The sequence below is a fragment of the Pseudomonas sp. DTU12.3 genome, assembly GCF_004124275.1.
Lineage (GTDB): Bacteria > Pseudomonadota > Gammaproteobacteria > Pseudomonadales > Pseudomonadaceae > Aquipseudomonas > Aquipseudomonas helmanticensis.
In genome coordinates, this window is the sequence record NZ_CP027218.1 from 2,174,120 (window position 1) to 2,199,836 (window position 25,717).

The following is a 25,717-nucleotide window of genomic DNA, read 5'->3' on the forward strand; positions in this document are numbered from 1 at the left end:
CCACGTTTGCGTTTTCGCCTGCCTGTTTTTTATGTGAGTAGCTTTTACGGATTAGTCCTACAGCCATCGCCTACTTGCCTGACTTCTTTCCTGAGTGATCCCCCGCACAGTTCCCGCGCCTAATTTTTGCGCGAGGGAATGCTCATGTTTGACCCGCTTACTCAGTCCACTCCGCACACCCGCGTGCGCTGATGGCCGCCGTCACCCGTATCGAGCAGGAACTCGACAGCTTTCCCGACTCCCTCAACCTGTACCGCGAACAGCTCAAGCATTGGGCCAGTCGTGCGGCGGACAAGGTCAGCCATGCGGCGGATCTGCCATCGCTGATGGGCATGGAGCGGATCATTCGCTTCGGTGACGGCAGCACCGCTGTCAGCAGCGGCGACAACGATTTTTTCTCCGGCGTCGTCCAGTGTCCGCAGTCAGGCTCGATGCTGATCGAGAGCAAGTTCGAGTCGGTCTACGACATTCCGCTGGGCAACATCGTGGTCGATGTGATTGCCATGGACAGCGGCGAAACCACTCCCATCACTCTGGATGCGCAAGGCAAAGGCTCATTCACAGGAACAGCCGGCAAGTTCTATCGCGTGCTGGTGCACAACAAAGTCACGAGCGGTCAGGTCGATGATTTGTTCACTGCCTATGACGGCCTGACAGCAGAGCTGAATGGCTGGCTGCGCAGCGAGTGGCAGGGTTTCAAGCCGCAGTGGTCGCAGTCGGTGGCGACCGCGGCTGGCAACGGCATGTTGGCCGGGAGCTGGGCGGCCATCGAAGGCGTGCGGGACAGCCTTGGTCTGCTTTCGGACATTCTCAAGGACCCGGGGGCTTTTGCCGAGCGATTGGGCGAGGGTGCCACGCAGTTGATGGCGCTCGCTGCGACGGCGCCCGACGTTATGGAAAAGCTGCAATTGCTGGTCAGCGACGAAGCGGCTCTCTGTTTACTGCTACGCACTGCAAGCCTCTGGCTGGAGATGTTGCCCCCCAGCGAGATCGCCGGGAAAACCGCTGAGGCGGCGTCCATGGTGATCGTCCAGGTGCTGATCGACGTGTTGATCTGCGTGGTTCTGACGTTCGTCGGGGCGGGCGCAGGGATCGCTTATCTGACGCTGCGCCTGGCAGATCGCGCAGCGCAATTGCTGTCAGCGGTGAAGCGCTTGGTGAAGGCGATGTTTGGCATCGTCGAGGGGTTCATCAAATACGTTGATCAATACAAATCGGTCGCCGCCCGTGGCATCGCCGCCGGCGTGAAAAAGGGTCGAATGCAGCTACGTTGGGATGCCCAACGCAATGCCTCGCTAAAGAAAGACGAAAACCACGACGACGCCTCTGACCAAGCTAAAAACCCCAATGGCGACAGCGCCGATTGCGCGCTACTGACCTGCACCAACGGTTGTCCGGTGTCGATGGTCACTGGCGAGGAATTGCTGACCCTGACCGATGCGGTGCTCGATGGCCGGCTGCCGTTCGAGTTCAGCCGTTTGTATCGCAGTAGCGCGGTGGAAATCGATGTCGGCCTGGGCTTTGGCTGGAGCCATTCGCTGGCGCATCGGTTGGTGTTCGAGGGCGATTTTGTCGTCTGGATCGATCATGAGAACCGCCGAACGCGGTTTCCGCTGCCGAACATCGAGCGTCCGGCGATTCACAACAGTTTGTCGCGGGCGGCGATCTTCCTCGGGGATGAGCCGGAGGAACTGATTCTTGCGCTGGCGGGGGATTCGGCGCGGTTCTATCACTTTCGCGCGGGTCGGCTGACGGCGGTCAGTGATGTTTATGGCAATCGTCTGACGGTGCAGCGTGATCGGTCTGACAGGGTGCAACGACTCGATAACGGCGCAGGGCGCTCGCTACTGCTGCGTTATGACCGGGCGCAGTTGATTGCGCTGGATTACCAGACTTTTCAGGGCGGTGAATGGACGACTGAGCAAAACCTCGTCAGCTATTGCTACGACGCCCGCCAACGCTTGTTGGCCGCAACCAACGCGGTCGGTGACAGCGAGCGTTACGACTACGACGACGCCAACGTCATTCTGCAACGGCAACTGGCCGGCGGCGCGAGTTTCTTCTGGGCGTGGGAGCGCGCGGGGACATCGGCGCGCTGCGTGCGGCACTGGGCGTCGTTTTCGCAGATGGACACGCGCTATGTCTGGGACGACAACGGCAGCGTCGCGGTGCATTACGTCGATGGCACCGAAGAGGTTTACGTCCACGACGACCGCGCGCGCTTGGTGCGCAAGGTTGAAGCCGACGGTGGCGAGCAGCTCAAGGCTTACGACGCGGCCGGACATTTGATCGCCGAGCAGGATGCTTTAGGCGCTGTTACCGAATACCGCTACGACGAGGTCGGACGGCTGATTGCGCTGCTTCCTGCGCAAGATGAGCCAACGTCCTACGAGTATCGCAACGGTTTCCTCTGCCGGCGTTCACGTGGCGATGCGGTGTGGATTTATCGGCGCAATGCCGAAGGCGATGTCACCGAGGCCGTCGATCCTGACGGCAAGGTCACCCATTACTACTACGACGTTCGCGGGCAATTGCTGTCGATCCGCTACCCGGACAGCAGCCGGCATCGACTGGCGTGGAATGAGCTTGGCCAACTCATTGAAGAAACCCTGCCTGACGGTGGTGTGCGGCGCTTTTCCTACGATGCGTTGGGGCGGCGGACTACCACGGTTGATGAACACGGTGCGCTGACGCGTCAGCAGTGGGATGCGGCGGGGCGACTGGTTCAGACGACGTTGGCGGGCGGCGCCACTCGGGCTTACAGCTACGGCGCTTACGGTCAGGTGACTGCCGAGCGCGACGAACTCGGGCGCGTCACCCGGTTTGAATATGACGACGATTTGCACCTGGTTTCGCGGCGGATCAATGCCGATGGCACGCAGGTGCAATACCGCTACGACCATGCGCGGTTGTTGCTCACCGAAATAGAGAACGAGTCCGGGGAAAAGTACCGGCTGGATTACACGCCGACCGGGTTGATCCGCCAGGAGACTGGATTCGATGGGCGGCGCACGGCGTATGCCTATGACCTCAATGGGCATCTGCTGGAGAAGATCGAGTTTGGTGATGACGGCTCGCGGTTAGTCACCGCGTATTTGCGCGATTTAGTTGGACGCCTGCTCAGCAAAACCCTGCCCGACGGGGTCAAGGTCAGCTATCAATACGATCGTCTCGGCCGTTTGATCGCTGTCGATGACGGCCAGAAGCATCCGCTGGCTTTCGAATATGACCGTCAGGATCGACTGATCACCGAGCATCAGGGCTGGGGCACGTTGCGCTACAGCTACGATGCCTGCGGTCAGCTCAAACGCCTGCGCCTGCCGGACAACAGCAAACTCGATTACCACCACGCCAAGGGCGGCGCGCTGACCGGCATCGACCTCAACGGCGCGCAGTTGACCACGCATGTCTTTCAGTCCGGGCGTGAACAACAACGCCAGCAAGGTCTGCTGCTCAGCGAATATGCCTACGACGATCAGGGAAGATTATTGGCCCATGCCGTAGGACATTCGCACGATGCGCTGTATCGCCGCGACTATGCCTACAGCGCCAACGGTAATCTGGAACACATCGCCGACACCCGCCACGGCCAACGCACCTACGGTTACGACAACCTCGATCGTTTGATCCGCGTCCGTCACTCGCGCGACGAACTGCCGGAAAGCTTCGCTCACGACCCGGCCGGCAACCTGCTGATGCAGGACCGCCCCGGCCCCAGCCAGATCAAGGGCAATCGCCTGCTGATGCAGGGCGACCGTCATTACGACTACGACGCCTTCGGCAACCTGATCCGCGAACGCCGTGGCACCGCGCAAAAACTCGTCAGCGAATACCGCTACGACAGCCAGCACCGCCTGATCGGCCTGACCCGTCCGGACGGCCAAACCGCCTCGTACAGGTACGACGCCTTCGGCCGACGCATCAGCAAAACCGTCAACGGCGTCACCACGGAATTCTTCTGGCAGGGCGACAACCTCGTCGCCGAAAGCAGCCAAAACGAATACCGCAGCTACGTCTACGAACCCGGCACCTTCCGCCCGCTGGCCCTGCTTGACGGCAAAGGCCCGAAAAAGGCCTGCCCGTTTTATTACCAACTCGACCATTTGGGCACACCGCTGGAGCTGACCGATTTCAGCGGCGAAATCGTCTGGTCGGCGCAGTACGACGCGTACGGCAAGGTCGCTTCGCTGAGCCTCGCTGCTGACGAATACCTGGATCAACCGCTGCGGTTTCAGGGGCAGTATTTCGATGCGGAGAGTGGGCTGCATTACAACCGGCACCGGTATTACGACCCGCGGTTGGGACGGTATCTGACGCCGGATCCGGTGAAGTTGGCTGGGGGGTTGAATCAGTACCAGTACGTGCCGAATCCGACGGGGTGGGTGGATCCGTTGGGGTTGAATTCCAATTGTCCACCCGCAAGCACAAAAAATAAGAGCTGCCCGTTACCGGTTGTAAGCGGCGGGGCTCCGAAGTTACCTAAGCCACTGCTTAACGCAGATGCTAAACGCGAAGTTTTAGCGTGGGAAAGGCAATACGGTATGCACAGTGTGGCAAAACATGGACCGGAGATTCCCGATGCAGCACTGAAGCAGCGGTCGATTGACGGATCTCATCCCACACAAAAAGGTAAAAGGGAGGCTGTAAACGCAAGCTCACAATTTACAAGCTGGACGCTGCAGCACCAAGCTATAGGTTATGCGATATCAAAAATGAATAAGACTGTACCAGAGCCTAGCGGACACGATGCAAAAGGTAACCCTTACGTTCGTGTAAATATTCCGGGAGTAGGTCGTGGATATAAACCAAATAGTAAAGATCCCAACAATCCGAAATATATTCCTGTAATGGATGAGGCTGAAGTGAGATTCGACAGGAACAATATAAAGCGACCATTTACCGCTTTTACCAGATAAGGGTTAGCAAAGTTTATGAAATCTCCTTTTGAAAATGTCGAGCTGTCTTGGGAACCACGGCTTTCATATATTTTGGCATCTCTCGAAATTTATGATCGAGAGGAAGAGGGCGAAGTATTACGGCACTACGATCCCAATCGGCCTGAAGGACGAAAGCAGATAATTGAAAAAATTGTGCTCCCAGATCTGGCTTACCTCAGTTATAGACACAGGTTTGCATTGATAGAGGTGCTCAAGAAAGCTTTAGATGATAGGGGGTTTGATTTCAGGCCGCAATTTTCAAGTGATTATGACGAATACATAACCATGGCTTGGAGTCCGGATGAAATAGATGATCCTCGTCTATTTTTTGAAGAGATCTATAGGTTGGCAAGCGAGGCATGGCGGGACGATTTATATAAGGCCAGTCTTGAGGATCAAAGTACTTGGTAGGTGCCGAGTGGTTTGAGTATGCACAGAGTTTCGATATGAAATTGACTGAACCGGCCCCTTCGCGAGCAAGCCCGCTCCCACAGGGGTTTGAGTCGTTTGAGGGAGTCAACGTTGCCCGATTAGCTGCGCTGGATGTAGCTCGGATGCAATGAGACTATCAATCACATGCACGCTATACCCCGGAATATTCTTCGCATGGTGCTTCGCCTGCGAAGCCATCTCCGCCAGCTGACTCGCATCCAGTTGTGCGCAAGCTTCGGGGTGCAGGTGAACAACGCCAATGGACAGTGACAGCAGCGGAAACTCCTGGCGCATCCCCTGACGATTCGGCGCGATAAAGCATCCAGCCTCAAGGTGTTCAGGCCGATAAAAGCGGCGACATTGGCTCTGGAAATCGTCAAGTAGTTGGTTGAGGCGTTTTCGCCAATCTTCGGGGCCTAGGACGAGGAGGAAATCGTCGCCGCCGATATGACCCACAAAGTCGCGCGACGGATCGACCCGTTCGTTCAGGCACTGCGCCAGGCACAGCAAGACTTCGTCACCGCGCCCGTAGCCGTAGATGTCGTTGAAAGGTTTGAAACTGTCGATGTCGACATAACAAATCACCGACTCGCGCGCCTGTTGCAGCAACCGTGTCAGGCATTGCTGAATCGGCACATTGCCCGGCAACAGGGTCAGCGGATTGGCGTAACGTGCTTGCTGGATTTTCAGTTCAGTGATCAGTTTGAGCACGTCAATCACTCGGCCCAAGCCGAGGTAGCCGCCGTTGAGGGTGATGATGAAGTCCTCTTCGATACGCTGCCGGGCGCGGCTGGTGATCAGGCGGCTGACTTGTTGCAGCGATTGGCTCATTTCTACGGCGAGGAAGTCGTCGTTCATCAGGCGGCTGATCGGTTTGCGGGCGAACAGGTCGGTGGCGAATGGTTTGAGCAACGCATCGGACAGCGAGTGCCGATGGACGATGCCGCAGGGCTGGCCTTGTTCGTCGAGCACGGCCAGAGAGTTGAGGTTGGCCTGGCGGCGGAAGGCTTCGAGCACCGTGGCGGTCGGTGTATCGCGATGGACCGCCGGTTGGTCGTTGAGCAGGGCACTGAGGTCGCTGCCTTCGTCGTTCAGCGCAACGTTGCTGCTGTCGTGTTTGGGCATCAAGGCGCGGGCGTCGCGGGGAGGATGTTCCTGTGGGCGACCGAGCAAATAACCCTGCACCAGGTCGACACCCATCTCGGTCAACACTGCGAGCTCCTCAGGTAACTCAATACCCTCAGCGATGACCTGCGCCCTAGAAGCTTTGGCGATTTGCAGGATTGAGCCGACGAATTCGCGTTTCAGCGCGTCCTGATGAATACCGTCGATGAAGTGCCGATCGATCTTCACGTAATCCGGGCGCAGTTCTGACCATAAACGCAGACTCGAATAACCAGCGCCGAGATCATCCAGCGCAATCGAAAAGCCCATCGCCCGGTAGTGATGCAGCGCGGTTTGCAGCAACTGGAAATCGTCGATCGGCGTTTGTTCAGTCAATTCGATAACCACCTGGCTCGGCGGGATGCCGAAGTCCTGCAGCAACTGCAGTGTACGTCCGGGCTGGTGCGCAGCTTCGAGCAAGGATTCAGGAGAGACGTTGAGAAACAGTTTGCCCGGCAATTGCTGCTCGTTGAAACGGCGGCAAGCGCTTTGTCGGCAGGCGATTTCCAGTTCACTCAGGCGTCCGGCCTGACGCGCGACGGCAAACAAGGCAATCGGTGAGTGCAGAGGGCTGTTGGACGGGCCGCGAGTGAGGGCTTCGTAACCGAGAATGCGTCGCTCGGAGAGGCAAATGATCGGCTGGAACAGGCTGTGCAATCCGCTTTGAGTCAGGATCGAGCTCAAGGCACCCAGCTGTTCGGTCGTGGTCATGGCAATCTCTGGCGATAAAAAAAGGACTGGGAGCGCTCTCGTTGAGGAGAGTGGCTCCCAGTCCTTTATTGCACGACAGAATGATGACTGTTTGATGACGATCCGGGGATCGTCAGCATTAAATTGCCATCACGTTACTTCTTGGCCACCTGATTGCTCAGCTTCAGGTAATCCAGCAACACGCGCCCGGTTTCGCTCAGGTAGGCGTCGTCTTCTGGTTTGACCTTGTCCGGCTCGGCGGCGGTAAGCGCGTCGTCGTCTTCTTTCTTCAGCTCTTTGAGCGGCTCTTCGCCTTTGGCTTTGCGACGGATATTTTCCATCGCCAGTTGCTTGGCGTCGATGTCAGTGTGCTGGGCGCGACGCTCGGCTTCGTTGAGGCTGACGGTTTTTTCTTCCATCAGCTTTTGCGCGAGTGCCAGCTTGTCACGAATGAACACGAACTCGGCGTCTTTGGCCGTGCGCGCATCATGCTCTGACTTGAGCTGAGCCAGGTACGGTTTGAACGGATCGGCAGCCGGTTTGATCGCCGCGCGGATGGTGTCCCACGGCATGGCTTCCGGCAGTGCGCTCTCACCGATTTCCTTGGTGTCGATCAGCGACGGGTAGTCGATATCCGGCAGTACGCCCTGGTGCTGGGTGCTCTGACCGGAAACCCGGTAGAACTTCGCCAGGGTCAGTTTCAGTTCGCCATGGTTCAGCGGTTGAATGGTCTGCACGGTGCCTTTACCGAAGGTCTGGCCACCGATGATCAGCGCGCGGTGGTAGTCCTGCATGGCGCCGGCGAAGATCTCCGAAGCCGAGGCGGACAAGCGGTTGACCAAGAGCGCCATCGGGCCTTTGTAGAACGCACCCGGGTTTTCATCTTCGAGCACGTCGACGCGGCCATCGGCATTACGCACGAGTACGGTCGGGCCTTTGTCGATGAACAGGCTGGTCAGCTCGGTGGCTTCCTGCAGGGAGCCGCCGCCGTTGTTACGCAGGTCGATGACTACGCCGTCGACTTTGTCTTTCTGCAGCTCGGTCAGCAGTTTCTTGACGTCGCGGGTGGTGCTCTTGTAGTCCGGATCACCGGCACGGAATGCCTTGAAGTCGAGGTAGAAGGCCGGGATCTCGATGACGCCGAGCTTGTAGTCCTTGCCGTCCTGTTTCAGGTTGAGGATGGACTTCTTCACGGCCTGATCTTCGAGCTTCACCGCTTCACGAGTGATCGGCACGATCTTGGTGGTCTGGTCGTTCGGCGCATTGCTCGCCGGAATCACTTCCAGACGCACAACGGTGCCTTTCGGGCCACGGATCAGCTTGACCACTTCGTCCAGACGCCAGCCGACGACGTCGACCATCTCTTTGTTGCCTTGGGCAACGCCGATGATCTTGTCGGCCGGGGCGACCTGCTTGGTCTTGTCGGCGGGGCCTGCCGGCACCAGACGCACGACTTTGACCTGGTCGTTGTCGCTCTGCAACACGGCACCGATGCCCTCGAGGGACAGGCTCATGTTGATGTCGAAGTTTTCCGCGTTATCCGGCGACAGATAGTTGGTGTGCGGATCGTACGACATGGCGAAGGTGTTGATGTACGCCTGGAAGATGTCTTCCGGACGGGTCTGGTCCAGGCGCGCCAACTGGTTCTTGTAGCGCTTGGTCAGGGTTTCCTGAATCTGCTTCGGCTCTTTGCCGGCGATCTTCTGGCGCAGGACTTCGTCCTTGACGCGTTTGCGCCACAGGTCGTCGAGTTCAGCAGTGGACTTGAGCCAAGGGGCGTCCTTGCGATCGATCAGCAAGGTCTCCTTGCTGTTGAAGTCCATCTTGTCGACGCCTTTGTCCAGCTCGGCAATGGCGAAGTCCAGACGCGCCTTGACGCGATCCAGATAGCGCTTGTAGATGGTGAAGCCGGCGTTGAGGTCGCCGCTTTTGAGGAAGTCGTCGAACTGGGTCTTCCACTTGTCGAATTCGGCGATGTCGCTGGCCATGAAATAGCTGCGCGACGGATCCAGCAGCTTGATGTAGCTGTCGTAGATGATCACCGAGCGCGCATCGTCGAGCGGCGGCTTGCTGTAGTGGTGACGCTTGAGCAACTCGACGACGTTCAGGCTGGCGATGACTTCATCGCGATCAGGCTGCAACTTGTCCCAGCTGTTGGCTGCGAATGTACTGCCCGATACCGGCAACAGGCCGATACCGATGAAAAGAGCGAGGGCGGTGCTGGGGAGCAAATGCTTCATGCTGATTCGACGCGGGGACAATTGATAACGCATATTAGGCCGTCTTTGAAGTCGCCGGTCTACGAGAGCCGGTCGCATAATGCAAAAAGCCCGGCGCTACAGCTTCGGGCTCAGTCCAGACTCACTATGGAGGCACTGTGAAGGCATTGCAAGGCGTTGAAGGTCAAGTGGCATGGGTTGAGGAGCCGAGTCCTATATGCGATGTAGGACAAGTTCGCATCCGAGTGGCGGCAGCCGGCCTCAATCGCGCCGATTTATTACAGAAGGCAGGGCTTTATCCGCCACCGCCTGGTGCCAGCCAGGTGCTCGGTCTGGAGTGCTCCGGGGTGATCAGCGAGGTCGGTGCGGGCAGTTCGTGGCAGGTCGGTGATCGGGTTTGCGCCTTGCTGGCCGGGGGTGGCATGGCCGAAGAGGTGGTGGTCGACGGACGGCATGTGCTGCCGGTACCTGAAGGCGTTTCGCTGATCGAGGCGGCCGCATTACCTGAGGTTTACGCAACAGTCTGGCTGAATGTGTTTCAACTTGCGGCGCTCAAACCGGGTGAGAAAGTTCTCTTGCACGCCGGAGCAAGTGGAATCGGTTCAGCCGCCATTCAGTTGTGCAAGGCGTTTGGCAATCCTTGCTGGGTCAGCGTCGGTTCCGCCGAGCGTCTGGCTTACTGCGAGGCGCTGGGTGCGCAGGGCGGGGTGGTGCGCACCGATGATCTCGACGGCCTGCGTGACCTGGGGCCGTTTGATGTGATCCTCGATCCGGTCGGCGGCAATTATTCGGCGCTGAATCTCAAACTGATCGCGTTGGACGGGCGTTGGGTGCTGATCGGCTTGATGGGCGGCCGCGAGGCGAAACTGGATTTGGCGCAGGTGTTGGGCAAGCGCGTGCAGTTGCTCGGCTCGACGTTGCGCAGTCGTGACGATCAGTTCAAGGCGGATCTGTTGAGTGATCTCGGTCAGCAGGTGTGGCCGTTGTTTGCCGAAGGGCGCTTGAGTCCGCAGTTGGCCAAGGCCTTCCCGGTGAGGGATGCTGAAGCGGCGTTTGCCGAATTGGCGAGCAATACGGTGGCGGGGAAATTGGTGTTGGTGATTGACGAAAGTTTGAGCTGATAGAAGGGCTGGATCAAAAGATCGCAGCCTTCGGCAGCTCCTACGGGGGGAAATGTAGGCGCTGCCGGATTTTGCTTTTATTTCCAGAGATGGATTGGCCAGCCGGCTTTTTCGGCGTGCTCAAGCAGCACTGGATCCGGGTTGACCACGTGCGGGAAATCCACCTTCAGCAACAACGGCAGATCATTGCGCGAGTCGGAATAGAAACTCGCGCCTTCCAGGTTCTCCTCCGCCGCATCCAGCCATTCCAGCAACCGGGTGATCTTGCCTTCGCGGTAGGTCAGCGTGCCAACGGTGTGGCCGCTATAAACGCCATGGGCGACTTCCAGTTCGATACCGAGAATTTCATCGATGCCCAAACGGTCGGCAATCGGTTTGACCAGGTGTGTGCCCGACGCCGAAATCACCAGAATCCGGTCGCCGGCCTTGCGATGCGCGGCGATGGTTTTCGTCGCGTCGCTGAAGATGATCGGCTCGATGAAGTCTTCCACCCATGGGCCGACCAAGTGCTCGACTTCTTCCGGAGTACGCCCGATCAGCGGTTCGAGGCTGAACTCCATGTACTCTTCCATGCGCAATTTGCCATGGCTGTAGGCGTCCATCAGTTCGTTGTTCTTGCGCATGAACGACTCGGGATCGACCCAGCCCAGACGCCCCATCTGCTCGCTCCAGAGGGTGGCGCAGTCGCCGTGGATCAACGTTTCGTCCAGATCAAAAATTGCCAGGGCCATCAGTTCTCTCCGAGAACAGCTGCGAGCTACAAGCTTCGAGCTGCAAAAATTGGAATCAGCTGCGCCGCAGTCTACAACTTGAAGCTTGTAGCTCGAAGCTTGCAGCTGCTTTTAAGCTACTTCGCACAGGGCCGTCGGATCGATGGAAAGCGCCAGGCGCTGACCGTCGGGATGCAGATCGGCCGCCGAGCGGTTGAGTACATCCACCACCAGTTCGACGCCGCGCGCTTCGACGCGATAGCGGATGACGTTGCCGAGCAGGCTGTGGCTGCGGATCTGCGCATCGAGTTCGCCGTTCAAGCTCAGTTCGATGGCTTCCGGGCGAATGGCGATGCGGTGATTGATCGGGCGCTGCAACAATTTGGAAGCGTCATCGGCATCGAGCAGGTTGTAGTTGCCAATGAAGCCTGCGGCGAACACATCGACCGGTGCGGTGTAGAGGGTTTCGGCGTCGCCACTCTGGACAATTTTTCCCTGATTCATCAGGAAAATTCGATCAGACATGGTCAGCGCTTCTTCCTGATCGTGAGTAACGAAAATCGTCGTCAGGCCGAGTTCGCGCTGGATCTGGCGGATCTGTTCGCGCAGGTGTTTACGAATCCGTGCATCGAGTGCCGAGAGCGGTTCATCCAGCAGCAACAAGCGTGGACGCGTGACCAGCGAACGGGCGAGGGCCACACGCTGACATTGACCTCCGGACAGCTGATGCGGATAGCGGCTGGCAAAGTCGTTCAACTCCACCAGTTTCAATACTTCAGCAACGCGCTTATGACTGTCGTCGGCGTTGACCTTTTGCATGCGCAAACCGAACGCAACGTTCTGCTCGACGGTCATGTTGGGAAACAGCGCGTAGCTCTGGAACACCATGCCGATCCCGCGTTTCTGCGGGCTTAAGGGCACGATGTCGACGCCATCCAGCAGAATCTTGCCGCCATCCACCGACGTCAGGCCGGCGATGCAACGAAGAAGAGTGGACTTGCCGCAACCGGACGGGCCGAGCAGAGTGACGAATTCGCCCTTGTTGATTTCGCAGTCGATGTCGCTGAACACCGTGGTGCCGGCGTAGCTTTTCTGCAGGTGTTGGACGCTGACATAGCTCATTCGCTTTTGTCCTTGTTCAAGATGTTGGCGATCCAGGTCAGGACCAGCACGAAAAAGAAATACGAGATGACCAGCGCACTGGTGAAGTGGCCGCTGCTGTTGCGCATGTTGTTCAGGTAAACCTGTAGGGTTTCATAGCGCGTACCGACGAGGATGTTGGCAAACACGAACTCACCGAACAGGAACGAGAACGACAGCAGCAACGCGACCATCAGGCCTTTGCGCAGGTTGGGCAGTACCACCAGAAACGCCGCTTGAAAGGTGCTGGCGCCGAGCAGTTGCGCGGCATCCATCAGGTCGCGCAGGTTGATTGCTTGCAGGTTGTTGGTGATCGCCCGGTACATGAACGGCAGCGCCACGGTGAAGTAGCAACCGATCAGGATCCACGGCGTACCGACCATCGCCATCGGCCCGGAACCGTAGAGTTGCAGCAGGCCCACCGACGACACCACCGGCGGCACCGCGAAGGGCAGCAGGATCAGGATGTTCATCAGCGCATCGAGTTTCGGAAAGTGGTAATGCACGACGAACAGCAGCGGCAGAATCAGCACCACCGACAACACCAGCGCGCCGACACACACCAGCAACGACTGGCCGAAGGCGTGAAGGAAGCGCGGATCGCTCCACAACTGGATGTACCACTTGAAGGTGAAACCGCTGGGCAGAATGGTCGCCGACCAACTGCTGGCGATCGAGTAGATCAGCGTTCCCGCCAGCGGCAGCAAAAGGATCGCGAATAGCAGATAAACCACGACGCGGTGGTAGAGGCCGGCCGGGCCGGATTCAGCGCGAGACATGGTAGCTCCTCTTCAGCAGCAGTTGATGCACGACAGTGACGATGGTCATCAGCGCCACCAGCACCACGGCCAGGGCGCTGGCCAGATTCGGGTCGAGGGAAATATCACCGGAAACCATTGCCGCGATGCGAATCGGCAGGACGTTGAAGTTGCCCGTCGTCAGTGCATACACCGTGGCGTAGGCGCCGAGGGCGTTGGCCAGCAGGATCACGAAAGTGCCGAGCAGCGCCGGGGTCAGCACCGGCAAACCGATGTGCCGCCAGAATTGCCAGCCGTTGGCGCCGAGCAGCGCCGCCGACTCGCGCCAGTCTTCACGCAGCGCGTCGAAGGCCGGGTAGAGCAGCAACACGCCGAGGGGAATCTGGAAGTAGGTGTAGAGGATGATCAGCCCGGTTTTCGAATACAGGTTGAAGTCCTGAATGATCCCCGACTGCTTCAACATGATGGTGATGCTGCCGTTGAAACCGAGCAGGATGATGAAGGCGAACGCCAGCGGCACACCGGCAAAGTTGCTGGTCATGTTGGCGAAGGCGTTGACGAAGTTGCGCAGCTTCGAATCGACCCGGCGCAGGGAATACGCACCGAGTACAGCAATGATGATGCCGAATACGCTCGACCAGAAACTGATCTCCAGGCTGTACTGGATCGCCTGCAAATAGAATTTCGAGCTGAAGATTTTCGTGAAGTTTTCGACGCCCCAACCGAACTCTTCCGATTGCAGACTGTTGATCATCACCCAGACCAGCGGGGCGATTTCGAAGACGATAAAGAACAGTGCGAAGGGCACCAGGCACAACGCCGCCAGCCATTTGCCGCGAGTCATGGAATTCACTTGAGCAGCTCCCGGCACACTGGTTTGTCGTGGGGCACACCGAGCAGTTCGCAGACCGTGCCGCAGATTTCCGTCTGCTTGGGCGCGGCATCAGCGCTGAGGCTGAACGCGTCGCCGAGAACGAACAGCGGCACCTGGCGTTCTTCCGGTAACAGGCCGTTGTGCGAGCGGTCGTTGTTCATGCCGTGGTCGGCGGTCACCAGTACCTGATAGCCAGCGTCGAGCCAGCTCTGCAAATAGTCGGCGAGGATGATGTCCGCCGAGCGCGCGCTGTTGCGGTACTGCGACGAATCGAGCCCGTGCTTGTGCCCGGCATCGTCGATGTTCATCGGATGGATCAGCAGGAAGTCCGGATCGTGGCGAAGACGCAGGTTTTCCGCGTCGGCGAACAGGTGCGAATCCGGGTAGTGGTCGTTCCAGTAGAAGTGTCCGTGCTGGATCGGCAGCGACAGATTGTCGGTGTGACGGTCGCGCGCGGCGACGAATGGCGAGCGGTTGTACAGCTCGCTGACCCAGTGATACGCCGCCGCTGCGGTCTTCAAACCGGCATCGCGGGCGTAGTGATAAATGCTGCGCTGATTGGACAGGCGCGAAACGTTGTTGTGGACGATGCCGCTGTCGATCGGCGGCACGCCGGTGAGGATGCATTCATAAAGCGGTCGGGACAGGGCCGGCAGTTCGCACTCCAACTGATAGAGCGCGGCGCGTCCTGCGCCAACATAAGCCTGCAGATGCCCCATGGCGTGACGCGCGACCTCGTGGTTGAGGCCGTCGAGCACGACAAGGATGACGTTGTGCTTCATAGGGGCGTTGACTCCGAAAACCAAACTTGAACCGGTCAATGTAGGAGCTGCCGCAGGCTGCGATCTTTTGATGTTGCTTTAAAGGGCAAGATCAAAAGATCGCAGCCTGCGGCAGCTCCTACAGATGAAGGATTACTTCATCTCTACGATGACTTCTTCATTCCACTTCTGCGGCAGGGCCTTGGAGGTTTTTTCCCACGCATCGGCGTCTTTGATCGGGGTGACTTTCTTGTACTGTTCGTTCGGCAGCAGCTTGGCCTTCACGTCTTCCGGCAGTTGCAGGTGCTCGGCGCGGATCGGACGGGCGTTACCTCGGGCGAGGTTGGTCTGGCCGGCGTCGCTGAAGATGTATTCGCGCGTCAGCTTGGCGGCGTTCGGATTTTTCGCGTACTTGTTGATGATCGTGGTGTAGCCGGAAATCACCGAACCGTCGGACGGGATCAGCACCACGTAATCATCCGGGTTGGCCATCTTGGCTTTGTAGCTCAAGCCGTTGAAGTCCCAGACCACGCCGACTTCGATCTCGCCTTTTTCCATCGTGGCGATGGTCGGGTTGGCCATCGACAGACGACCTTGTTTGGCGATATCGGCGAACAGGGTCAGGGCCGGCTGGATGTTTTTCTCGTCGCCACCGTTAGCCAGGGCTGCGGCGAGTACGCCGTTGGCAGCTTGCGCGGCGGTGCTCACGTCACCGATCGAGACTTTGTATTTGCCACCCTTGAGGTCAGCCCATTTGGTCGGTACTTCGGAACCGTGCAGCAGCTTCTTGTTGACGATGAACGCGATGGTGCCGGTGTAGGCCAGTGCCCAGTTGCCGTCTTTGTCCTTGGCCCAGTCCGGAACCTGATCCCAGGTGCTTGGCTTGTAGGGTTGCACTACGCCTTGCTTGACCGCGATCGGGCCGAAGGCGGCACCGACGTCGCCGATGTCGGCGGTGGCATTGTCTTTCTCGGCGGCGAACTTGGCGATTTCCTGGGCCGAGCTCATGTCGGTGTCGATGTGTTTCAGGCCGTAGGTCTTGGCCAGGTCTTCCCAGGTGCCTTTCCAGTTGGCCCAGTCATCGGGCATGCCGACACTGTTGACGGCGCCTTCCGCTTTCGCAGCGGCTTCGAGGGTTTTCAGATCGGTGCCGGCCGCCATGGCGGAGGTGCACATTGCAATGGTCGAGCCTAACAGTGTTGCCAGGAAAAGCTGTTTCATTCCGAAGCTCCTTGGTCGTGTTCAACGCTGCGATTGCGGTTTGTGTTGGTCTAGGTCAGCAATACCTGAGCCAATTTAAGGGCGCTGGATGACACTTTGATGTCGGTGGCCCTGCGGCAGGCCTTTTGTTTGCCCGTTATCAGCGGTTGCCAGATAAGCGTAGACCATGCTCAGGCCCCGGCGGGCAAGGGACTTGGCCGATGTATTGCAAGTCATGAGAACGACCGTTCAGTAGTTTTGTCATCTCTCGGTCATCTGCACTGCCTAGGCTTGCAACACACGGAAACGCTTCGTTGGCCGTGCAGTTTTGCCCTGAAACAGTGCTGGTCTAGTCCAGATAGGTAACGTTGATGCGCGATGAGGCAACAAAAGCGGTGACAGCGATTGGCCAAGTCCTGCAGGAGCAACTCGATCACGGGTTGTTGGCTGCGGGCAGCAAGTTGCCGGCCGAGCGCAAGCTCAGTGAGTTGTTTGGTACGACGCGGATTACCGTGCGCGAGGCGTTGTTGCAGCTGGAGGCGCAGGGGCAGATTTATCGCGAGGAGCGCCGTGGCTGGTTCGTTTCGCCACCGCGTCTGGCGTACAACCTGATGCAGCGCAGTCATTTTCACGCGATGGTCAGTGCGCAGGGGCGGGAGCCTTCGACCGAGGTGATTTCGGCGCGTTTGCAACCGGCGTCGGCGGCGGTGTGTGCCTGGTTGCAGTTACCGGCGTTGTCGAGCGTGATTCAGATTTGCCGGTCGCGGCGCATTGACGGGCGGTTGGTGTTGTATGTGGAGCATTATTTGAACCCGCAGTTTTTCCCGGGGATTCTTCAGTTCGATTTGAATCAGTCGATTACCGAGTTGTATGCGCGGCATTACGATTTGCACTATGGGCGGGTGCGCTTCGAGATTGTGCCGACGTCATTGTCGGTGGATGCAGCGGCGGCTTTGCGGGTGTCGGTGGGAAGTCCGGGGCTACGGATTGCTCGGGTCAATTATGATCAGCATGAACGGTTGATTGATTGTGATCTGGAATTCTGGCGGCATGATGCGATTCATGTCGGGGTAGATGTTGTTTGAATGGTCTTTCAGTTGTTTTTATAGTTGTTTGATGTGTGTGTCTTAGTTGTGGAAATAATAAGAATGGGTTTTGTTGTTTTATGTTGGGTTTAAATTCTTTAAGGTTGTGGCAGAGCAGGATTCGCCGGCTTAGATAAGGAAGTTATATGTTTGGTTATGAAGATTACTCCAAGGAACAATTCAAGGGTACGTTGACTTCTTTTGGTCACCCGGTTTCAGTTTTACAAGACGGCAAGTTGGGTGCAACGTTGCCGAGCGTGGAACCCACTGTTTTCAGTTTTTACGGCAGTCGCGGCACATACATGATCACCGTCGGTAATATCACTCGGGGTGAGTATGTGGGATTAACGTCTGAGGGTTATCTGCATGTTGTAAATGCGGCAGTAAAATTCACGATCAAGGATCTTCAAGGTATATCGCTTCTGCAACATCAGGATGTGGGTGGGCAAGTAGTCGTGCATATGCGCGCCCGCGAAGTCGAGCCGGTCATTTTGTTTGATGGGAATGATGCATTTGATGATCTCGATACACTCCACAATTGTTTGATCGCCGGGCGCAAGATTCGTCATGAAACCGAGAACAAGGGTGTTTTCTATACAGTACCTACAGGCCAGGGCAGCTGGGAGAAGTGTCCAGCCGACCAGCAATATGCAGCCACGCCTACGCCGCTGATTTTGAATATTCTGTAAAGCCCGTTTTTTTTCTGTCGGCGCAGTTTGCGACTGTGCGCTTGATTGACAGAGGAACTCTAATGAAGGCAGCGCGAAAACCGCGCTGCTTTTTTATGCCTCACTGTTTATCCACAGAGTTGCTCCCTGGCACCATCTGAATACTCATCCTCGGTGTCGCCAGATCCAGTCCAGCCTCGTCCAGATGCCGTTTGAGCGAAAGGTTGAAGGCGCGGGACACTTCCCATTGTTTGATCGGCGCGGTCTTGAACCGGGCGCGCAATATCGCGCTGCCGGACTCGAAACTTTCGACACCCTGAATCTCCAGTGGCGACCAGATGTTGCGCCGTTGCAGCGGGTCGGTGCGCATCTTCTGGCCGACATCGCGCATCAGTTTGATCGCGTCGTCGATTTCCATGTTGTACGGCACCGCGACGCGGAAGATTGCATAGCCAAATTCCCGCGAGTAGTTCTTGATGCTTTTGATTTCGCTGAACGGAATGGTGTGGACGATGCCGTCGATGTCGCGCAGGCGCACGGTGCGGATGGTCAGGCCTTCGACCGTGCCGAGGTGGCCGCCGACGTCGACGTAATCGTCGATGGCCAGCGAGTCTTCGATAATGATGAACAGGCCGGTGATCAGGTCGGCGACCAGTGATTGTGCGCCGAAACCGATGGCCAGACCGATCACGCCAGCACCGGCGAGCAGTGGCGTGACGTTCATGCCCATGTTCGCCAAGGCGACGATCAGCGCAATGATGAAGATCGCCACGAACAGCACGTTGCGGATCAACGGCATCATCGTTTGCGCGCGCGCGTTGGCCAGGCCTTTGCGCGAGCGGGTGAGGGCGTGATGCACGGCGGTGTCGGCGAGGATCCAGATCAGCCAGGAGAAAATCAGCGTGCCGATCAGGCTGAACAGTTTGACGCTGACATCATGGCCGTCGCCCTCGGCGAAACCGATCAGCGATTTGCCCCATACGCGCAGGCCCAGTTCGATGAACGCCAGCCACACCAGCAGATGCGCGAGGGTATAGAAGAAGTTTTTCAGGCGCTCCGAGTACAGCGCGTGGCGCCGTGGCCCGCGTTGCGGTTTCAGTGAATGGCGACGCACAAGGCCGTTGATCACCATGCACAACACCAGCAACACGGTGCAGATCAGCGACTGGCGCAGCGCGGTGCTGGTGTCGCCGGCGGAGACGAAAGTCGCGAACAGCGAGATGCCGACCAGCACCAGCGCCGGCACGTACCAAAACGTTCCGAGGATATCGATGGTGTCGCTAAGCGCACGCCGGGTCAGGCGTCGCGATAAGGGCTGGTTGCGAATCAGGTGCGCGATCGGGCGGCGGAAGCGCAAGATGAACAGCCCGGTCGAGAGTGCCGCGAGAATGTTGGCGATGGTCGCTGCCGTGTGGGCCAGATGCACGCCGAGGCTTTCGATCAGGCGCGGATCGTTCAGGGCTTCACCGAATGCTGCGAAGCTGCCGATCAGCCACAGCGGCCGGAACGCTTGATGACGCAGAATGTACAGCGCGCGATGGCGATGCGGGCCGTCGAGCAGCGAGAAGGCAATCACGCAGATTGCCGAGAAACAGGTACCGACCACCAGCGCATAGGCCAGCACCATCGCCAGGCTTTTGCCCAGCGAAGATGGCAAGGCGTAGGACATGTACACGGTCATCACCAGGGCGATCAGCCAAGGCCCGAGTTTGCGTAACGCGAAGCGCAGCATGTCGAGGGCCTTGGGGTGTTGCGGCAGTTCTTCGGTCAGGCCGAAGCGCATGCGCACGCGATGGCCGAGCCAGATCAATGCGGCGGCAAGCAGACTCCAGACCATCAGGATCATGGCGAAACCGAAGATGATCGGCAGCCATTCGTTGGCCGGCAGCATCATGCCGCTGAGTTCTTCCTTGGCCAGGTCGAACTCGTTGCCCCAGCGATTCAGTGGGCTGTCGTCACCGGTAAACTGTTTTTCGAAGTTGGCCAAGGTGCCGCCGATCAGGCCCAGCACGCCTTCTTCCGGTGCGATCTGGGCTTTTTTCGTGGCGTCGCGCAGCTTTTTCAGATCAGTGAGCAACTGTGCGCGTTGCTTGTCGTTTTCCAGCGACTTGATGACTTCGTCGAGGGACTGGCCGAGGGGTTCCTGGGCTTCGGGCTGGGCCTTGCTGGTGTTGAGCAGGCCCGGCAAGCCGACCGCGTGGGCGGGCGCCAGCGGCAGCAGCGTCATCAGGCAGACAAGGAACAGACTGGGCAAAGCAAAAAGACGAGCGAACACTAGGCGGTCAACCTCGCAAGGGGCGGATTCGCTGGAGTGTACGAGGCCCACCCGATCAATGCGAGCCGTCGCGGATTATTCGTTGAGTTTGGCGAGGATCTTGTAGATCACGGTGGCGAGGATCATCAGCATGCCGATCCACATGGCAAATACGCCGGCGTTCTTGTCACGGAAGTTGAAGCCGATGGCCAGCAGGATCATCCCGGTGAGGATCGGTACGAGCATGGCGTGAAACGAAGACATCGAGATCATGGAGACTGCCTTGTCGAAATGAATGATGTAAGTCTAGGTCGATTTACCCCTGTAGGAGCTGCCGCAGGCTGCGATCTTTTGATCTTGAAAAAACAACATCAAAAGATCGCAGCCTGCGGCAGCTCCTACAGTGTTGTTACGGTAGATCGTGGCAGGCGTAGAACGCGCTCAGCACTTTAACCAGGTGCGCCAGGTCGTGGCTGCCGCAGAGTTCGCGGATCGAGTGCATGGCGAACGTCGGCAGGCCGATGTCGACCGTGCGCACACCGAGGTGGCTGGCGGTGATCGGGCCGATGGTCGAGCCGCAGCCCATGTCGCTGCGCACCACGAAGCTTTGCACCGGGACTTCTTCGGCCATGCACAGATGGCGGAAGAACCCGGCAGTTTCGCTGTTGGTGGCGTAGCGCTGGTTGCTGTTGACCTTGATCACCGGGCCGGCGTTGAGTTTCGGGCCGTGGTTGGCGTCGTGTTTTTCCGCGTAGTTCGGGTGCACGCCGTGGGCGTTGTCGGCCGAGACCAGCAGGGATTTCTGAATGGTGCGGACGAATTCGTCGCCTTCCGGCAACAAGCGGCGCAGGGTCTGTTCGAGCATCGGGCCATCGGCACCGCAGGCCGAGCAGGAGCCGACTTCTTCGTGGTCGTTGCAGACCAGCACGCAGGTTTCATCGGTTTCGGCGGTGAGCAAGGCTTGCAGGCCGGCGTAGCACGACAGCAGGTTGTCGAGGCGTGCGCCGGCAATGAAGTCGCCATTCAACCCGATGACCGCAGCACTTTGCGTGTCGTAGAAACTCAGCTCGTAATCGAGCACCACGTCGGCGTTCAAGCCGTGTTCGCGGGCCAGTTGATCAGTCAGCACGGCGCGGAAGTCGACGCGCTCGTCACCGGCAAATTGCGCGAGGATCGGCGGCAGCTCGGTCTGCGCGTTGATCGCCCAGCCCTGATTGGCTTCACGGTTGAGGTGAATGGCCAGGTTGGGAATGATCGCGATCGGTGCCTTGAAGTCGATCAATTGGCTTTCGACTTTGCCGTCGCGGCGGAAGGTCACGCGGCCGGCCAGCGACAGGTCGCGGTCGAACCACGGTGCGAGCAGCGCGCCGCCGTAAACTTCAACGCCCAGTTGCCAGAAACCCTGACGCTGCAGCTCCGGTTGCGGCTTGACCCGCAGGCATGGGCTGTCGGTGTGCGCGCCGACCAGGCGGATGCCGCTGTGCAATGGCGAGTGGCGGCCCATTTTGATCGCGACGATCGAGGAGTCGTTACGGGTGACGTAGTAGCGACCGTTGGCCTCGGTAGTCCACGGCTCGCGTTCGTCGAGGCGCACAAAACCGGCAGCCTCCAGACGCTGAACGAGGCTGGCAGTGGCGTGGAACGGGGTAGGGGAGGCCTTGAGGAAGTCGATCAGGCCTTGGTTCAACTCTTCGCGCATAAGAAGCTCCAGACAGCAATGGCCGGGAGTTTAACGCATCGGCCGGGGAATTGAATCTGCACCGGCTCCCGGTAGGAGCTGCCGAAGGCTGCGATCTTTTGATCTTGTTTTTGATATTTGAAATACCCGATCAAAAGATCGCAGCCTTCGGCAGCTCCTACATAGGGGATGTGTCAGAACGGTGCCGGGCACTCGAAGCGCAAGCGTTCGCCGGTTTGCGGGTGAGTGAAGCTCAACATGCTGGCGTGCAGGCACAGACGTGGCCAGGCGGCCAAGGCCTGCTCGTGGGCGTAGAGACCGTCGCCGAGCAGCGGATGACCGATCGACAGCATGTGCACGCGCAATTGATGCGAACGGCCGGTGATCGGCGTCAGCTCAACGCGACACCAGTCGCCGCAACGCTCCAGCACGCGCCAGAAGGTCAGCGCATGTTTGCCGAATTCGTGATCGACGACATGGCGCGGCTTGGTCGGCGGATCGTAACGCAGGGGCAGGTCGATGCTGCCGCTGTCCAGTTCCGGTTGACCCCAAGCCAGAGCGGTGTAGGCCTTTTCGGTTTCACGGTCATGAAACTGGCGCGACAGTTCACGGTGAGTGTCGGCGTCACGGGCAAGCAGAATGATGCCGGAGGTTTCCCAGTCCAGGCGATGGACGATGCGCGCTTCCGGGTAGCCGTTTTCCTGCAGGCGGGTAATCAGGCAGTCCTTGTTGTCGTCGGCGCGACCGGGCACCGAGAGCAGCAACGTCGGTTTGTTCACCACGAGTACGGCGGCGTCCTGATGGATGATGCGGATGTTGGACAGCGGCATTAAAACAGCCTCGTAACAAATGCCAACGGCGGCTCGGGACTGCTGATAACCCTGTAGGAGCTGCCGAAGGCTGCGATCTTTTGACGTTGAAAGATCAAAAGATCGCAGCCTTCGGCAGCTCCTACACGAGCATCAACAGCCCGAGCCGCCGTGGCGACTGCCGGATCGACTCAGCGATCGGGCAGGGTGATATTGAGTTCCAGAATCGAGCAACTGCCCTGGCTTTCCAGTGCAACATGTACGTCGTCGTTGCCGATGTTGACGTACTTGCGGATCACGTCGACCAGTTCCTTCTGCAAGGCTGGCAAGTAATCCGGCGTGCTGCGCTGGCCGCGCTCATGCGCCACGATGATCTGTAGACGCTCTTTCGCGACCGAGGCAGTACTTGGCTTTTTGTTGGCACGAAAGAAGTCAAAAAGGTTCATTACCTACCTCCAAACAGGCGCTCGAAGAATCCCTTCTTCGTAACATCGAGAAAACGATGCTCTTTTTCTTTGCCCAGCAAGCGATCAACCGCGTCGCTGTACGCTTGACCGGCGTCGCTCTGGTCGTCGAGGATCACCGGGACGCCCGAGTTGGAGGCCTTGAGCACTGCCTGGGATTCCGGAATCACGCCCAGCAGGGTGACGGCCAGGATTTCCTTCACGTCTTCCACGCCCAGCATCTCGCCATCGCTGACGCGCTGCGGGTTGTAACGGGTCAGCAGCAAGTGTTCCTTGATCGGCTCTTCGCCTTTTTCGGCACGACGGGACTTGCTGGCCAACAGGCCCAGCATGCGGTCGGAGTCACGTACCGAGGACACTTCCGGGTTGGTCACGATGATCGCTTCGTCGGCGAAGTACATGGCCAGGTGTGCACCTTTCTCGATGCCCGCCGGGGAGTCGCAAACCACGAAGTCAAAGTCCTCCTTGAGTTGCATCAGGACTTTTTCCACGCCTTCGACAGTCAGCGCGTCTTTGTCGCGGGTCTGACTGGCGGCCAGTACGTAGAGGTTTTCCAGACGCTTGTCTTTGATCAGCGCTTGTTGCAGGTTGGCTTCGCCGTTGACCACGTTGACGAAGTCATACACCACGCGGCGCTCGCAACCCATGATCAGGTCAAGGTTACGCAAGCCCACGTCGAAGTCGACGATCACTGTTTTGTGGCCGCGCAGAGCGAGGCCGGTACCGATAGCGGCGCTGGTGGTGGTCTTACCCACACCACCCTTGCCGGATGTAACCACGAGAATCTTGGCCAAGGTGTTTCACCCCTAAGGAAGAAGGACTTTTTAGCCCCTGAAAAACATCTCTTGAAAACTACTGCAGTCGGACAGCCTTGGCTGGAATTTGGCTTTTGGCCTTTTTCCTACTTCGTTTGAGCCGTTTTCGCTACGTTTTAGAGATGCTTGGAAAATGCGGCAGTATCCGTTAAAGCCGAATGATGTTCAACACGTCGCCCGACAGGCTGACCTGTACGCCCGAGCCCCACATTGGATCGCGGCGCAAATCTTCGGAGACCTTGTAATGACCGGCGATGGAGATCAGTTCAGCGCTCAATTGCTGACAGAAAATCCGTGCCTTGGTGTCACCCTTCACGCCGGCCAGCGCACGACCACGCATCGGGCCGTATACATGGATGTTGCCATCGGCGAGAAGTTCCGCCCCCGGACTGACCGAGGACACCACCACCAGATCGCCACCCTGGGCGTATATCTGTTGGCCACCACGTACTGGCGTGGTGATGACGCGGGTCTGTTTGATGGTCGGTTCTGGTGGCTTTTCCGGCTTCTTTTTGACTTCGGCTTCGGGCATCTCCAGCGGCCGCTCACGGGCGCCAGACGGCGGCAGCACCGGGATGTCGATGGCGATCGCGGCGGCGATGTCTTCGATGCGACTGGCACGGATCGCCAGGGTGCGCAGGCCGTGTTGACGGCAGACGCGCATCAGCCCAGGCAGATCGACCGCGCCTTCGCCCGGCGGCAGTTTGTCGAGGGCCAGAACCAGCGGCGCGTTGCTGAAGAAATTCGGCGCCTGCGCAACTTTGGCGGCCAATTGCCGATCGAGGCTGTCGAGGTCGTTACGGGCCAGTTCCAGCACGGTAATGGCCAGCATGCTGCCCTTCAACTGGAACACGGGATCTTGGTCTAACGGTTCGGTTTTGCTCATGTCGGCATACAACGGCTTGTCACTAAAAGTGCCGAGACTTATAACGAGAACGCCCGCAGGCCGCAAGCCGGGTCGAACGATGTAGAATGCGCGGCCACTGTATTTACGGAAGCTTTAATGGATCGCCCGCGTTTTCGAAAAGCATTTTTATCGCCACGCTTCTGGCCGCTCTGGTGCGGCTTGGGGCTTTTGTGGCTGATCGTGCAACTGCCGTATCCGGCGTTGCTGACCATCGGTCGAGTTTTGGGCGCATTGATGTATCGCCTTGCCGGCGACCGGCGGCGCATCGCCAAGCGCAATCTTGAGCTGTGCTTCCCGGAAAAATCCGCCGCCGAGCGCAAGCGCTTGCTCAAAGAAAATTTCGCCTCGACCGGCATCGCCTTTTTCGAAATGGCCATGAGCTGGTGGTGGTCGCGTGAGCGTCTGGCGAAGCTGGCGCACGTCGAAGGTCTGGAGCATCTGCAAAAAGCCCGGCGCGAAGGCAAAGGCGTGATTCTGATGGCGGTGCATTTCACCACCCTGGAAATCGGCGCGGCGCTGCTCGGTCAGCAGCACACCATCGACGGCATGTACCGCGAGCACAAAAATCCGTTGTTCGATTTCATTCAGCGTCAGGGCCGCGAGCGGCACAACCTCGACTCGCTGGCGGTGGAGCGCGACGACGTGCGCGGCATGCTCAAGCTGCTGCGTTCAGGGCGCGCGATCTGGTACGCACCGGATCAGGACTACGGCGCCAAGCAGAGCATTTTCGTGCCGCTGTTCGGCATTCAGGCTGCGACCGTGACCGCAACTACCAAGTTCGCCCGTTTGGGTAAGGCGCTGGTAGTGCCGTTCACCCAAGAGCGCCTGGCCGACGGCAGCGGTTATCGTCTGGTCGTGCATCCGCCGCTGGAAGATTTCCCCGGCGAGACCGAAGAAGCCGACTGCATCCGCATCAACCAGTGGGTCGAGGGCGTCTTGCGCGATTGCCCGGAGCAATATCTGTGGGCGCATCGGCGTTTCAAGAGCCGGCCACCGGGCGAGCCGAAGCTGTACGCCAAGCGCGGTTGATT

21 protein-coding genes are annotated in these 25,717 nt (G+C 58.5%); 6 read left to right on the forward strand and 15 right to left on the reverse strand.

Going from position 1 to position 25,717, the window contains the following annotated elements; genetic code table 11:
* Positions 1-191 precede the first annotated feature (191 nt).
* Positions 192-4,916, forward strand: coding sequence for an RHS repeat-associated core domain-containing protein (locus C2E19_RS10065; protein WP_129391212.1), 4,725 nt, complete (start codon positions 192-194; stop codon positions 4,914-4,916).
* A 15-nt stretch (positions 4,917-4,931) separates the two neighbouring features.
* A complete protein-coding gene (locus C2E19_RS10070; protein WP_129391215.1) occupies positions 4,932-5,348 on the forward strand; it encodes a hypothetical protein in 417 nt (138 codons plus the stop codon).
* A 105-nt stretch (positions 5,349-5,453) separates the two neighbouring features.
* Here the strand turns inward: C2E19_RS10070 and C2E19_RS10075 are convergent, their stop codons facing one another.
* Together C2E19_RS10075 and C2E19_RS10080 are read right to left on the reverse strand one after the other, a co-directional pair.
* A complete protein-coding gene (locus C2E19_RS10075; RefSeq protein ID WP_129391218.1) occupies positions 5,454-7,244 on the reverse strand; it encodes a bifunctional diguanylate cyclase/phosphodiesterase in 1,791 nt (596 codons plus the stop codon).
* Positions 7,245-7,378: 134 nt separating this feature from the next.
* The gene (locus C2E19_RS10080) at positions 7,379-9,463 is read right to left on the reverse strand and encodes a carboxy terminal-processing peptidase (protein ID WP_164979414.1); all 2,085 of its coding nucleotides are present in this window, start codon (positions 9,461-9,463) and stop codon (positions 7,379-7,381) included.
* Between the two features lie 137 nt (positions 9,464-9,600).
* On the opposite strand from C2E19_RS10080, the gene C2E19_RS10085 reads away from it, so the two are divergent.
* Entirely contained in the window at positions 9,601-10,563 is a 963-nt protein-coding gene (locus C2E19_RS10085; protein WP_129391224.1) for a zinc-binding dehydrogenase, read from the forward strand.
* A gap of 77 nt (positions 10,564-10,640) precedes the next feature.
* On the opposite strand, the gene C2E19_RS10090 is transcribed toward C2E19_RS10085, so the two are convergent.
* From C2E19_RS10090 to C2E19_RS10115, 6 genes are all read right to left on the reverse strand, one after another.
* Positions 10,641-11,294, reverse strand: a complete 654-nt coding sequence (locus tag C2E19_RS10090; RefSeq protein WP_129391227.1) for an HAD family phosphatase — start codon at positions 11,292-11,294, stop codon at positions 10,641-10,643.
* Positions 11,295-11,405: 111 nt separating this feature from the next.
* Positions 11,406-12,395 carry an ABC transporter ATP-binding protein gene (locus C2E19_RS10095; protein ID WP_129391230.1) on the reverse strand — a complete coding sequence of 330 codons (990 nt, stop codon included), beginning with the start codon at positions 12,393-12,395 and terminating at the stop codon, positions 11,406-11,408.
* Positions 12,392-13,192: an ABC transporter permease gene (locus tag C2E19_RS10100; RefSeq protein WP_064121014.1), complete on the reverse strand. Its 801-nt coding sequence runs from the start codon at positions 13,190-13,192 to the stop codon at positions 12,392-12,394. The genes C2E19_RS10095 and C2E19_RS10100 overlap by 4 nt, the downstream gene beginning before the upstream one ends.
* A complete protein-coding gene (locus C2E19_RS10105) occupies positions 13,179-14,015 on the reverse strand; it encodes an ABC transporter permease subunit (RefSeq protein WP_164979467.1) in 837 nt (278 codons plus the stop codon). The genes C2E19_RS10100 and C2E19_RS10105 overlap by 14 nt, the downstream gene beginning before the upstream one ends.
* A 5-nt stretch (positions 14,016-14,020) precedes the next feature.
* Positions 14,021-14,827: an alkaline phosphatase family protein gene (locus C2E19_RS10110; protein ID WP_129391236.1), complete on the reverse strand. Its 807-nt coding sequence runs from the start codon at positions 14,825-14,827 to the stop codon at positions 14,021-14,023.
* Positions 14,828-14,959: 132 nt separating this feature from the next.
* Positions 14,960-16,027, reverse strand: a complete 1,068-nt coding sequence (locus tag C2E19_RS10115) for an ABC transporter substrate-binding protein (RefSeq protein WP_129391239.1) — start codon at positions 16,025-16,027, stop codon at positions 14,960-14,962.
* A 350-nt stretch (positions 16,028-16,377) separates the two neighbouring features.
* Between C2E19_RS10115 and C2E19_RS10120 the strand changes: the two genes are divergently transcribed.
* Positions 16,378-17,091 carry a UTRA domain-containing protein gene (locus C2E19_RS10120; RefSeq protein ID WP_129391242.1) on the forward strand — a complete coding sequence of 238 codons (714 nt, stop codon included), beginning with the start codon at positions 16,378-16,380 and terminating at the stop codon, positions 17,089-17,091.
* A 146-nt stretch (positions 17,092-17,237) separates the two neighbouring features.
* Positions 17,238-17,780, forward strand: a complete 543-nt coding sequence (locus C2E19_RS10125) for a hypothetical protein (RefSeq protein WP_129391245.1) — start codon at positions 17,238-17,240, stop codon at positions 17,778-17,780.
* A gap of 100 nt (positions 17,781-17,880) precedes the next feature.
* Here the strand turns inward: C2E19_RS10125 and C2E19_RS10130 are convergent, their stop codons facing one another.
* From C2E19_RS10130 to minC, 7 genes are all read right to left on the reverse strand, one after another.
* Positions 17,881-20,034 (reverse strand): mechanosensitive ion channel family protein, encoded by a 2,154-nt coding sequence (locus tag C2E19_RS10130; protein ID WP_129391248.1) that lies wholly within the window; start codon positions 20,032-20,034, stop codon positions 17,881-17,883.
* A gap of 75 nt (positions 20,035-20,109) precedes the next feature.
* A complete protein-coding gene (locus tag C2E19_RS28955) occupies positions 20,110-20,286 on the reverse strand; it encodes a hypothetical protein (RefSeq protein ID WP_164979415.1) in 177 nt (58 codons plus the stop codon).
* A gap of 136 nt (positions 20,287-20,422) precedes the next feature.
* Entirely contained in the window at positions 20,423-21,712 is a 1,290-nt protein-coding gene (locus tag C2E19_RS10135; RefSeq protein WP_129391251.1) for a M18 family aminopeptidase, read from the reverse strand.
* A 173-nt stretch (positions 21,713-21,885) separates the two neighbouring features.
* On the reverse strand, positions 21,886-22,521 hold the full coding sequence (locus C2E19_RS10140) for an RluA family pseudouridine synthase (RefSeq protein ID WP_007919202.1): 636 nt from the start codon (positions 22,519-22,521) through the stop codon (positions 21,886-21,888).
* A 170-nt stretch (positions 22,522-22,691) separates the two neighbouring features.
* Positions 22,692-22,946 (reverse strand): cell division topological specificity factor MinE, encoded by a 255-nt coding sequence (gene minE / locus C2E19_RS10145; RefSeq protein WP_003223146.1) that lies wholly within the window; start codon positions 22,944-22,946, stop codon positions 22,692-22,694.
* Positions 22,946-23,758, reverse strand: coding sequence for a septum site-determining protein MinD (gene minD, locus C2E19_RS10150; RefSeq protein ID WP_038367005.1), 813 nt, complete (start codon positions 23,756-23,758; stop codon positions 22,946-22,948). Before minD ends, minE begins: the two co-directional genes overlap by 1 nt.
* Positions 23,759-23,927: 169 nt before the next feature.
* Positions 23,928-24,665: a septum site-determining protein MinC gene (gene minC / locus C2E19_RS10155; protein ID WP_129391254.1), complete on the reverse strand. Its 738-nt coding sequence runs from the start codon at positions 24,663-24,665 to the stop codon at positions 23,928-23,930.
* 117 nt (positions 24,666-24,782) lie between these two features.
* Here minC and C2E19_RS10160 point away from each other — a divergent pair, with 117 nt between their 5' ends.
* On the forward strand, positions 24,783-25,715 hold the full coding sequence (locus tag C2E19_RS10160) for a lipid A biosynthesis lauroyl acyltransferase (protein WP_129391257.1): 933 nt from the start codon (positions 24,783-24,785) through the stop codon (positions 25,713-25,715).
* The last annotated feature ends 2 nt before the right edge of the window (positions 25,716-25,717 follow it).

Bases quoted from the DNA above. Each gene is read 5' to 3' on its own strand.
- C2E19_RS10065 (WP_129391212.1), top strand. From the start codon at position 192: ATGGCCGCCGTCACCCGTATCGAGCAGGAACTCGACAGCTTTCCCGAC.
- C2E19_RS10070 (WP_129391215.1), top strand. From the start codon at position 4,932: ATGAAATCTCCTTTTGAAAATGTCGAGCTGTCTTGGGAACCACGGCTT.
- C2E19_RS10075 (WP_129391218.1), bottom strand. From the start codon at position 7,244: ATGACCACGACCGAACAGCTGGGTGCCTTGAGCTCGATCCTGACTCAA.
- C2E19_RS10080 (WP_164979414.1), bottom strand. From the start codon at position 9,463: ATGAAGCATTTGCTCCCCAGCACCGCCCTCGCTCTTTTCATCGGTATC.
- C2E19_RS10090 (WP_129391227.1), bottom strand. From the start codon at position 11,294: ATGGCCCTGGCAATTTTTGATCTGGACGAAACGTTGATCCACGGCGAC.
- C2E19_RS10095 (WP_129391230.1), bottom strand. From the start codon at position 12,395: ATGAGCTATGTCAGCGTCCAACACCTGCAGAAAAGCTACGCCGGCACC.
- C2E19_RS10100 (WP_064121014.1), bottom strand. From the start codon at position 13,192: ATGTCTCGCGCTGAATCCGGCCCGGCCGGCCTCTACCACCGCGTCGTG.
- C2E19_RS10105 (WP_164979467.1), bottom strand. From the start codon at position 14,015: ATGACTCGCGGCAAATGGCTGGCGGCGTTGTGCCTGGTGCCCTTCGCA.
- C2E19_RS10110 (WP_129391236.1), bottom strand. From the start codon at position 14,827: ATGAAGCACAACGTCATCCTTGTCGTGCTCGACGGCCTCAACCACGAG.
- C2E19_RS10115 (WP_129391239.1), bottom strand. From the start codon at position 16,027: ATGAAACAGCTTTTCCTGGCAACACTGTTAGGCTCGACCATTGCAATG.
- C2E19_RS10120 (WP_129391242.1), top strand. From the start codon at position 16,378: ATGCGCGATGAGGCAACAAAAGCGGTGACAGCGATTGGCCAAGTCCTG.
- C2E19_RS10125 (WP_129391245.1), top strand. From the start codon at position 17,238: ATGTTTGGTTATGAAGATTACTCCAAGGAACAATTCAAGGGTACGTTG.
- C2E19_RS28955 (WP_164979415.1), bottom strand. From the start codon at position 20,286: ATGATCTCGATGTCTTCGTTTCACGCCATGCTCGTACCGATCCTCACC.
- C2E19_RS10135 (WP_129391251.1), bottom strand. From the start codon at position 21,712: ATGCGCGAAGAGTTGAACCAAGGCCTGATCGACTTCCTCAAGGCCTCC.
- C2E19_RS10140 (WP_007919202.1), bottom strand. From the start codon at position 22,521: ATGCCGCTGTCCAACATCCGCATCATCCATCAGGACGCCGCCGTACTC.
- minE (WP_003223146.1), bottom strand. From the start codon at position 22,946: ATGAACCTTTTTGACTTCTTTCGTGCCAACAAAAAGCCAAGTACTGCC.
- minC (WP_129391254.1), bottom strand. From the start codon at position 24,665: ATGAGCAAAACCGAACCGTTAGACCAAGATCCCGTGTTCCAGTTGAAG.
- C2E19_RS10160 (WP_129391257.1), top strand. From the start codon at position 24,783: ATGGATCGCCCGCGTTTTCGAAAAGCATTTTTATCGCCACGCTTCTGG.